This window comes from Streptomyces sp. W16 (assembly GCF_033194735.1).
In the GTDB taxonomy this organism is placed as follows: domain Bacteria; phylum Actinomycetota; class Actinomycetes; order Streptomycetales; family Streptomycetaceae; genus Streptomyces.
Window position 1 is genome coordinate 1 of record NZ_JAWOAI010000464.1, and the last position, 7996, is coordinate 7996.

Consider the following 7996-nt stretch of genomic DNA (forward strand, 5'->3'; position numbering starts at 1 on the left):
ATCTCGGTCGGCGGTCCACTCGGTCAGCGGCCGGCACTCGTGCAGCGGCAGCCGTACGCCGCTGCTCGCCGCCGCCCGCAGGCTCGGCCGGAACGCCTCGGCGAGCACGCGCGCGTCGTCCAGCGCGTGGTGCGCGCGCTGCTGCACGACACCGAAGTGCGCCGCCAGGGACTCCAGCTTGTGGTTGGGCAGCGGCAGGGCCAGCTCCTTGGAGAGTGCGATGGTGCACAGCCGCTGACGGACCGGGGGCTCGATCTCCACGCGCGCGTACTCCCGGGCGATCATCTGCCAGTCGAAGACCGCGTTGTGCGCGACCAGCACCCGGCCCTCCAGGCGGGTCGCGAACTCCTCGGCGATGTCCTTGAAGAGGGGCGCGCCCTCCAGTACGTCACTCGTCAGACCGTGGATCCACACGGGGCCGGGATCGCGCTCCGGGTTGACCATCGTGTACCAGTGGTCCTCGACCTCGCCGAGCGCGTCCAGCCGGTAGACGGCCGCCGAGATTATCCGGTCGTCCCGGGCCAGACCGGTGGTCTCCACGTCAACTACCGCATACCCCTGGGGATACGCGGCCGGCCACGGAGCGGCTGCGGACACTGTGGGCGAGTGGTCTTCGAGCATGGTCACTGAGGATACGGGCCGTCACTGACAGCCCCGTCCCTCAGGTGCCTTGTCCCGTCCGCCCGTTCGGGGCCGCCGAACGCACGCGCGCGTGGCTATGGACCTTTTGCCCGTCCGGTGCAAGCGTGCTGCCCGCCTGACGGATGACGGCCTACGAAGGGCGGTACGGCGTATGGCACGCGTACGGTACGGCGCACGGACCGAGGCGGAGATCGCCGCCGCACGCACAGCGAGTTCCAAGCTCCCCGACATCTGGTCCACGGGTGTGGTGGCCGTCTGGGAGAGCGACCCGGACGCGGTCGCGGCGGTCCTGCCGCCGCCCCTCAAGCCCACCGGGCGCCCCCTGGTCCGGGTCAACATCAGCAAGGTCGAACTGACCGGATACCCCCTGGGAGCGGGCTCGTTCGCTGTTGCCGCCGCGCACGACGGCGTCGAGGGCTGGTACCCGCTGGTCATGCCGATGACCCACGAACGGGCCCTCACCGGCGGCCGTGAGGTCTTCGGCGAACCCAAGAAACTCGGCGAGGTCACCGTAGAGCGCGTGGGCCTCGTCGTGCACGCGTCCCTCGCCCGGCACGGCATCGCCTTCGTCGAGATCCGCGGCGCGGTCAGCGAGGAGCTGCCCCTGCCCGGGCCGACCCAGAAGACCGACTTCTACTTCAAGTTCCTTCCCGCGGTGGACGGTTCGGGCTTCGACGCCGACCCGGTGCTCGTGCACTGCCTGCGCAACGAGAAGGTGCGCCGCCTCGAACGCGTCACCGGGGACGTCGTCCTGCGCGAGTCCATGTACGACCCGGTCGCCGACCTCCCCGTACGCACCCTCGTCGACATCACCATCGGCGAGAAGACCAGCGACCAGCGCGGCAAGGTCGTCGAACGGGTCGACGCGCGGGCCCTGTTGCCGTATATCCACCAGCGCTACGACGATCCGCAACAGGTCCATGACGGTCCCCCTGAAGGGAGCGTCTGATGGAGCTGAGGGAGGGTCAGGTCGCCGTCGTCACCGGGGCCGCGAGCGGGATCGGGCTCGCGATGGCACGGCGGTTCGCCGCCGACGGGCTCAAGGTGGTCCTCGCCGACGTCGAGCAGGGCGCCCTCGACAAGGCCGCCACCGATCTGCGTGCCGACGGTGCCGACGTGCACGCGCGCGTGGTCGACGTCGGCGTACGCCAACAGGTCCTGGATCTCGCCGAGTCGGCGTACGACACGTACGGCGCCGTCCATGTCCTGTGCAACAACGCGGGCGTCGGTTCGGGCGCCGAGGGCCGGATGTGGGAGCACGAACCGAACGACTGGCAGTGGGCGTTCGCCGTCAACGTGTGGGGCGTCTTCCACGGCATCCAGGCGTTCGTGCCGAGGATGATCAAGTCGGGTCAACCCGGTCATGTCGTCAACACGTCCTCCGGGGACGGCGGTATCGCCCCGCTGCCCACCGCCTCCGTGTACGCCGTCACCAAGGCGGCCGTCGTGACGATGACCGAGTCCCTGTACGCCCATCTCAGGGCGGAGCACGCGCGCGTGGGCGCCTCGGCGCTCTTCCCGGGGCCGCACATGCTGCGCACCGGCCTGTGGGAGTCGCACCGCAACCGGCCCGACCGGTACGCGAAAGAGCGCCCCCGTAGGACCCCTTACCGCAGCCTCGACCAGTGGGAGACCGCGATGAGGGAGGCGGGCAAGGAGGTCGCCTTCACGCCCGTCGAGGAGGTCGCCGACCTCGTCGTGGACGGCATCCGCGCGGACCGCTTCTGGCTGCTGCCCGAGAGCGAGCACAGCGACGCCCAGATCAGGGCCCGGGCGGCCTCGATGCTCGACCGGGCGAACCCGTCCTACCTCGAAAGCTTCATCCTGGACTGAGGGGGCTGTTGTGACCGACCAGGAGCCGTACCTGATCATCTCCTCCGACTGCCATGCCGGGCTGCCCACCGAGGAGTACCGGCCCTATCTGGACACCCGGTTCCACCGGGACTTCGACGAGTTCCTCGCCGGACGCGACCGGCGCCGCGAGGAGATGACGCGGCTCGGCATCCGCAACGAAGCGTTCGCGACCAAGTGGTTCCAGGACAACGAGGAGGGCCTGCGCGGGGGTTGGGACTCCCCGCAACGCCTCAAGGAGTTGGACGGGGACGGAGTGGCCGCCGAGGTGGTCTTCCCGGACGCCGACGCCGTCGACAGCCGGACCGCCGCGCCCTTCGGAGTCGGACTCGGCCTCTCCGGGGACCAGGACCCCGAGTTGGGCATGGCGGGCGCACAGGCCCACAACCGCTGGCTCGCCGACTTCGTCTCCGAGAACCCCGAACGGCACTGCGGGGTCGCCCTGTTGCCGGTGACGGCCCCCACGGAGAAGGTCGTCGCGGAGATCCACCGCGCCAAGGAGTCCGGCCTCGGCGCCCTGATGATCCCCTCCATGTGGGTCGACAAGGAGCCGTACCACGACCGCCGTTACGACCCCGTGTGGGCAGCCGCCGCCGAGTGCTCGATGCCCGTACTGACCCACTCCGGGGCCGCGCCCCGGCACGAGTACGGCGACCATCTGGGCATCTATGTCAGCGAGGTGACCTGGTGGCCCGCCCGGCCGCTCTGGTTCCTCCTCTGGTCCGGGGTCTTCGAACGTCACCCGGGTCTCAAGTTCGGTGTCGCGGAGTCGGGTTGCTGGTGGCTGCCGAACCAGCTGTGGTTCATGGACCGCCTCTACCTGGGCGCCCACGGCGGCAAGAAGCTCTCGCCGTTCGCGGAGCTGAAACGGCCGCCGAGCGAGTACCTCGACCGGCAGGTCTTCATCTGCGCCACCAACACCAAGCGCCGCGAACTGGCCCAGCGGTACGAGATCGGCGTCGACAACATGCTCTGGGGCAGCGACTTCCCGCACCCCGAGGGCACCTGGCCCGACACGCGCGCATGGCTGAAGCGCACCTTCCACGACATCCCGGTCGACGAGACCCGCCGCATGCTGGGCCTGGCGGCGGCCGACGCCTTCGGCTTCGACACGGCGGCCCTGGAGCCGCTGGCCCGCCGCATAGGCCCAACCCCCGCCGAACTCGGCCAGCAGGACGACCAGGAGGCCGTGACGGCGTCCTGGGCACGCTCCCGCGAGGTGGGCCGCCACTGGCTGACCGACCACGACTTCCCGGTGCTGGGGGCGACCCCATGAGCGCCACAGGCTCCACGAGCGAGGACCGGTACACGGTCATCTCGGCGGACTGCCACGCGGGCGCCGATCTCCTCGACTACCGGCCCTACTTGGAGAAGCGGTACCACGACGAGTTCGACGCGTGGGCGGCCACGTACGTCAACCCGTACGAGGACCTGGTGGCCGACACGGCCGACAGGAACTGGAACTCCGCGCGGCGGATCGCGGAGCTGGAACAGGACGGGATCGTCGCCGAGGTCGTCTTCCCGAACACCATCCCGCCGTTCTTCCCGTCCGGCTCCCTCATGGCGCCCGCGCCGACGGCCGAGGAGTTCGAACGCCGCTGGGCCGGCCTGCGTGCCCACAACCGCTGGCTGGCGGACTTCTGCGCGGCTGCGCCGGGCCGGCGGGCGGGTGTCTTCCAGATCCTCCTGAACGACGTCCAGGAGGCCGTCCAGGAGATCCGCCGGGCGGTCGAAGCGGGCCTCAAGGGCGGCCTGTTGCTCCCCGGCACCCCACCGGGCTCGGGGCTGCCCGAGCTGTACTCGTCGACGTACGACCCGATCTGGGCCGTGTGCGCGGAACTCGGCGTGCCCGTCAACCACCACGCGGGCTCGGCCGCCCCGCCCCTCGGCGACGAACCGGCCGCCCGCGCGGTGTTCATGGTCGAGACGACCTGGTTCTCGCACCGCGCCCTGTGGCACCTGATCTTCGGCGGTGCCTTCCGCCGCCACCCGGACCTGAAACTGGTGCTGACCGAGCAGGGCTCCGGCTGGATACCCGGGGTGCTCGACATGCTGGACTACTACCACGGGCGCCTGGTCGCCGCGGCGTCGAAGGCGACCACCGCGGAGTCCAGGTTCGGCGCGGGGCTCGCCGCCTCGATGGGCAAGGGTCCCTCGGAGGTCTGGCGCGACAACTGCTTCGTGGGCGCCAGTTTCATGCGCCCCCACGAGGTGCCCCTGCGCGACCGCATCGGCATCGAGAAGATCATGTGGGGCAGCGACTACCCGCACGACGAGGGCACCCACCCGTACTCCAGGGAGGGCCTGCGCTTCGCGTACGCGCGCGTGCCGCGCGACGAGGTCGCCGCGATGGTCGGTGGCAACGCGGCCCGCGTGTACGGCTTCGACCTCGACGTCCTGGACCCGATCGCGGCGAAGGTCGGCCCCACGGTCAGCGAGATCGCGGAGCCGCTCGCCGAACCGCCGGCGGACGCGACGAGCCCGGTGTTCGCCCGAGGGGCGTCGGTACGGGTGTGGTGACACCGGGGGTGGGATCCTCCGGGGTGTGACGGAACCGACCAAGGACGAGGCCCACGACGAGGCCCACAGCGGCACATTGGGCTCGCGGCTGAACTGGCTGCGGGCGGCGGTACTGGGAGCCAACGACGGCATCGTGTCCACCGCGGGGCTCGTCGTCGGTGTGGCCGGCGCCACGGACGACCGCTCGGCGCTGCTGACGGCCGGCCTGGCGGGCCTCCTCGCCGGCTCCATGTCGATGGCCGCGGGGGAGTACGTGTCCGTCTCCACCCAGCGCGACTCGGAGAAGGCCGCCCTGGCCCAGGAGAAGCGCGAGCTGAAGGAGCAACCGGAGGCCGAACTGGAGGAGTTGACCGAACTTCTCCAGGACCGCGGTCTGACCCGTGACGTGGCAATGGAGGCGGCGGCCCAGCTCACGGAACGCGACGCGCTGCGCGCCCACGCGCGCGTGGAGCTCAACATCGACCCCGACGACCTCACCAACCCCTGGCACGCGGCCTGGGCGAGCTTCCTGTCCTTCACGGTCGGCGCGCTGCTGCCGCTGCTGGCGATCGTCCTGCCGCCGGCGGACTGGCGCCTCGGCGTCACCGTGGTGTCGTCGCTGGCCGCACTGGTCCTGACGGGCTGGAGCAGTGCACGGCTCGGCGCGGCGGACACGAGGCCGGCGATGCTGCGGAACGTGATGGGCGGGGCACTCGCGATGGGGGTCACCTATGCGGCGGGGGCGCTGCTGGGGGCGGTGGGGGTGTAACGGGCCCACAGCCCGGGCGTGGCGGGCCCGTTGGCGGAGATCGCCAACAAGCAAGCGCGTACCCCCGGAAATACTTGTGGGTAACAACGTCTAGTCGTGACCGATTCGCGGTCCTACGGTTCACCCATGCCGAACCTGCCCGATGCCGTGCTCTGGTCGATACCCGCCTTCGTGCTGCTCACCGTGATCGAGATGATCAGCGTGCGTGTCCACCCCGACGAGGACGCGGCGGGCTACGAGGCGAAGGACGCCGCGACGAGCGTCGGCATGGGGCTCGGGAGCCTCGTCTTCGACTTCCTCTGGAAGATCCCGATCGTCGCGGTCTACACCGCGATCTACGAACTCACACCGCTGCGTGTCCCCGTCCTGTGGTGGACGATCCCGCTGATGCTGCTCGGGCAGGACTTCTTCTACTACTGGTCCCACCGCGGCCACCACGTGATCCGCATCCTCTGGGCCTGTCACGTCGTCCACCACTCCAGCCGCAGGTTCAACCTCACCACGGCCCTGCGCCAGCCCTGGACGACCCTCACGGTGTGGCCGTTCTACGTCCCGCTCGTCGCCCTGGGCGTGCACCCGGCCGCGCTGGCGTTCTGTTCCTCGGTGAACCTCGTCTACCAGTTCTGGATCCACACCGAGCGGATCGACCGCATGCCCCGTTGGTTTGAGTTCGTCTTCAACACGCCGTCCCACCACCGGGTCCACCACGCCTCCCAGGGCGGCTACTTGGACCGCAACTTCGGCGGCATCCTGATCGTCTGGGACCGGCTCTTCGGGTCGTTCGTCCCAGAGGTTGACCGGCCCGTCTATGGATTGACGAAGGACATCAACACGTTCAACCCGATCAAGGTCGCCACCCATGAGTACGTCGCCATCGCCAAGGACCTGAAGGCGGCGACCAGTTGGCGTGAGCGCGCGGGGCGTGTGTTCCGGGGGCCGGGCTGGCAGCCGGTGCCCGTCCCGGAGCAGGGTGTTCCGGTAGCCGAGGAGACCGCTGCCGCGTGAACGCACGTCGAGTCCTCCTGGCGGCCTTCGGTCTTACGGCCGCCCTTGACCTGCTCTCGCTCGCCGATGGCTACGACCCCGCCCACACCGTCACCAAGTCCCTCCTGATGCCGCTCCTCGCCGCCTACGCGGTCCTGCGCGGCGCACCCCGGCTCCTCGTCGCCGCACTTCTCTTCGGCTGGGGCGGCGACATCCTGTTGCTCTCCGACGCCGACTCCGCCTTCCTCGCCGGCATGGCCTGCTTCGCGGCGGGCCACCTCTGCTACCTCGCCCTCTTCAGGACGTACGGCGGCCTGAACAGGGCTCCACGCGCGCGTGCCGGCTTCCTTGCCCTCGGGTACGCCGTCGCCCTGGCCGTCACCGTCGCGCTGCTGTGGCCGGATCTCCCGGCGGACCTGCGTGTCCCCGCGGCCGGCTACAGCGCCCTCCTCACGGCCATGGCCTGGGCCGCGGCCGCCCGGTTCGGCCTCGTCGCCGGGCTCGGCGGGGCACTCTTCATGGTCTCCGACACCCTCATCGCGACCGGCGTCGCCGACTGGCCGCAGCTGCCCGGGCCCGACCTCTGGATCATGCTGACGTACATCGCGGCACAGTTCCTGCTGGTCCAGGGCGTGCTCGACACCCTCGCCGAGCGACGCGCACCGGCGGCGGCGTACGGTGAAGTGCGCTCGACCACCCCCTGAGCGCACCGCACCAGCAGACCTGCGACGAGAAGGACCCTCGCCATGCGCGCCACCACCATCCACGCCCCGTTCGACATGCGCGTGGAGGACGTGCCCGAGCCCATGGTGCAGCTGCCGACCGACGCCGTGGTCCGGGTGCTGCGCTCCTGCGTCTGCGGCAGCGACCTGTGGGCCTACCGCGGCGAGTCGGCCCGGCAGCCGGGGCAGCGGATCGGACACGAGTTCCTGGGGATCGTGGAGGAGACGGGCTCCGAGGTGAACGGTTTCAAGGCCGGTGACCTCGTGGTCGCGCCCTTCGTGTGGTCCGACGGCGTCTGCGACTACTGCCGCGAGGGCCTCACCACCTCCTGCGTGCACGGCGGCTTCTGGGGCGCCGTGGGCTACGACGGCGGCCAGGGCGAGGCGGTACGCGTCCCCTTCGCCGACGGCACGCTCGTACGACTCCCCAAGGAGGCGGCCTCCGACGACCACCTGCTGTCCGCCCTGCTGACCCTGTCGGACGTCATGGGCACCGGCCACCACGCGGCCCTCGGCGCGGGCGCCCGCA

9 protein-coding genes are annotated in these 7996 nt (G+C 70.6%); 8 read left to right on the top strand and 1 reads right to left on the bottom strand.

The genetic code is table 11. The features are described 5' to 3' along the window. A partial coding sequence (locus R6V09_RS40385; RefSeq protein WP_317886469.1) for an exonuclease domain-containing protein occupies positions 1 to 621 on the bottom strand: 621 nt, incomplete at its 3' end. Between the two features lie 172 nt (positions 622 to 793). On the opposite strand from R6V09_RS40385, the gene R6V09_RS40390 reads away from it, so the two are divergent. The 8 genes from R6V09_RS40390 to R6V09_RS40425 form a co-directional block, all read left to right on the top strand. After that, positions 794 to 1591 carry an acetoacetate decarboxylase family protein gene (locus R6V09_RS40390; RefSeq protein WP_317886470.1) on the top strand — a complete coding sequence of 266 codons (798 nt, stop codon included), beginning with the start codon at positions 794 to 796 and terminating at the stop codon, positions 1589 to 1591. Continuing rightward, on the top strand, positions 1591 to 2475 hold the full coding sequence (locus tag R6V09_RS40395) for an SDR family NAD(P)-dependent oxidoreductase (protein WP_317886471.1): 885 nt from the start codon (positions 1591 to 1593) through the stop codon (positions 2473 to 2475). Before R6V09_RS40390 ends, R6V09_RS40395 begins: the two co-directional genes overlap by 1 nt. A gap of 10 nt (positions 2476 to 2485) precedes the next feature. After that, positions 2486 to 3769, top strand: a complete 1284-nt coding sequence (locus R6V09_RS40400; RefSeq protein ID WP_317886472.1) for an amidohydrolase family protein — start codon at positions 2486 to 2488, stop codon at positions 3767 to 3769. Beyond that, positions 3766 to 5013, top strand: a complete 1248-nt coding sequence (locus tag R6V09_RS40405; RefSeq protein WP_317886473.1) for an amidohydrolase family protein — start codon at positions 3766 to 3768, stop codon at positions 5011 to 5013. Before R6V09_RS40400 ends, R6V09_RS40405 begins: the two co-directional genes overlap by 4 nt. A gap of 25 nt (positions 5014 to 5038) precedes the next feature. After that, entirely contained in the window at positions 5039 to 5761 is a 723-nt protein-coding gene (locus R6V09_RS40410; protein ID WP_317886474.1) for a VIT1/CCC1 transporter family protein, read from the top strand. A gap of 126 nt (positions 5762 to 5887) precedes the next feature. Beyond that, a complete protein-coding gene (locus tag R6V09_RS40415; RefSeq protein WP_317886475.1) occupies positions 5888 to 6766 on the top strand; it encodes a sterol desaturase family protein in 879 nt (292 codons plus the stop codon). Continuing rightward, positions 6763 to 7449, top strand: a complete 687-nt coding sequence (locus R6V09_RS40420) for a lysoplasmalogenase (RefSeq protein ID WP_317886476.1) — start codon at positions 6763 to 6765, stop codon at positions 7447 to 7449. The genes R6V09_RS40415 and R6V09_RS40420 overlap by 4 nt, the downstream gene beginning before the upstream one ends. A gap of 42 nt (positions 7450 to 7491) precedes the next feature. Continuing rightward, positions 7492 to 7996: alcohol dehydrogenase catalytic domain-containing protein (locus R6V09_RS40425; protein ID WP_317886477.1), on the top strand; the 505-nt coding region annotated here is incomplete at its 3' end.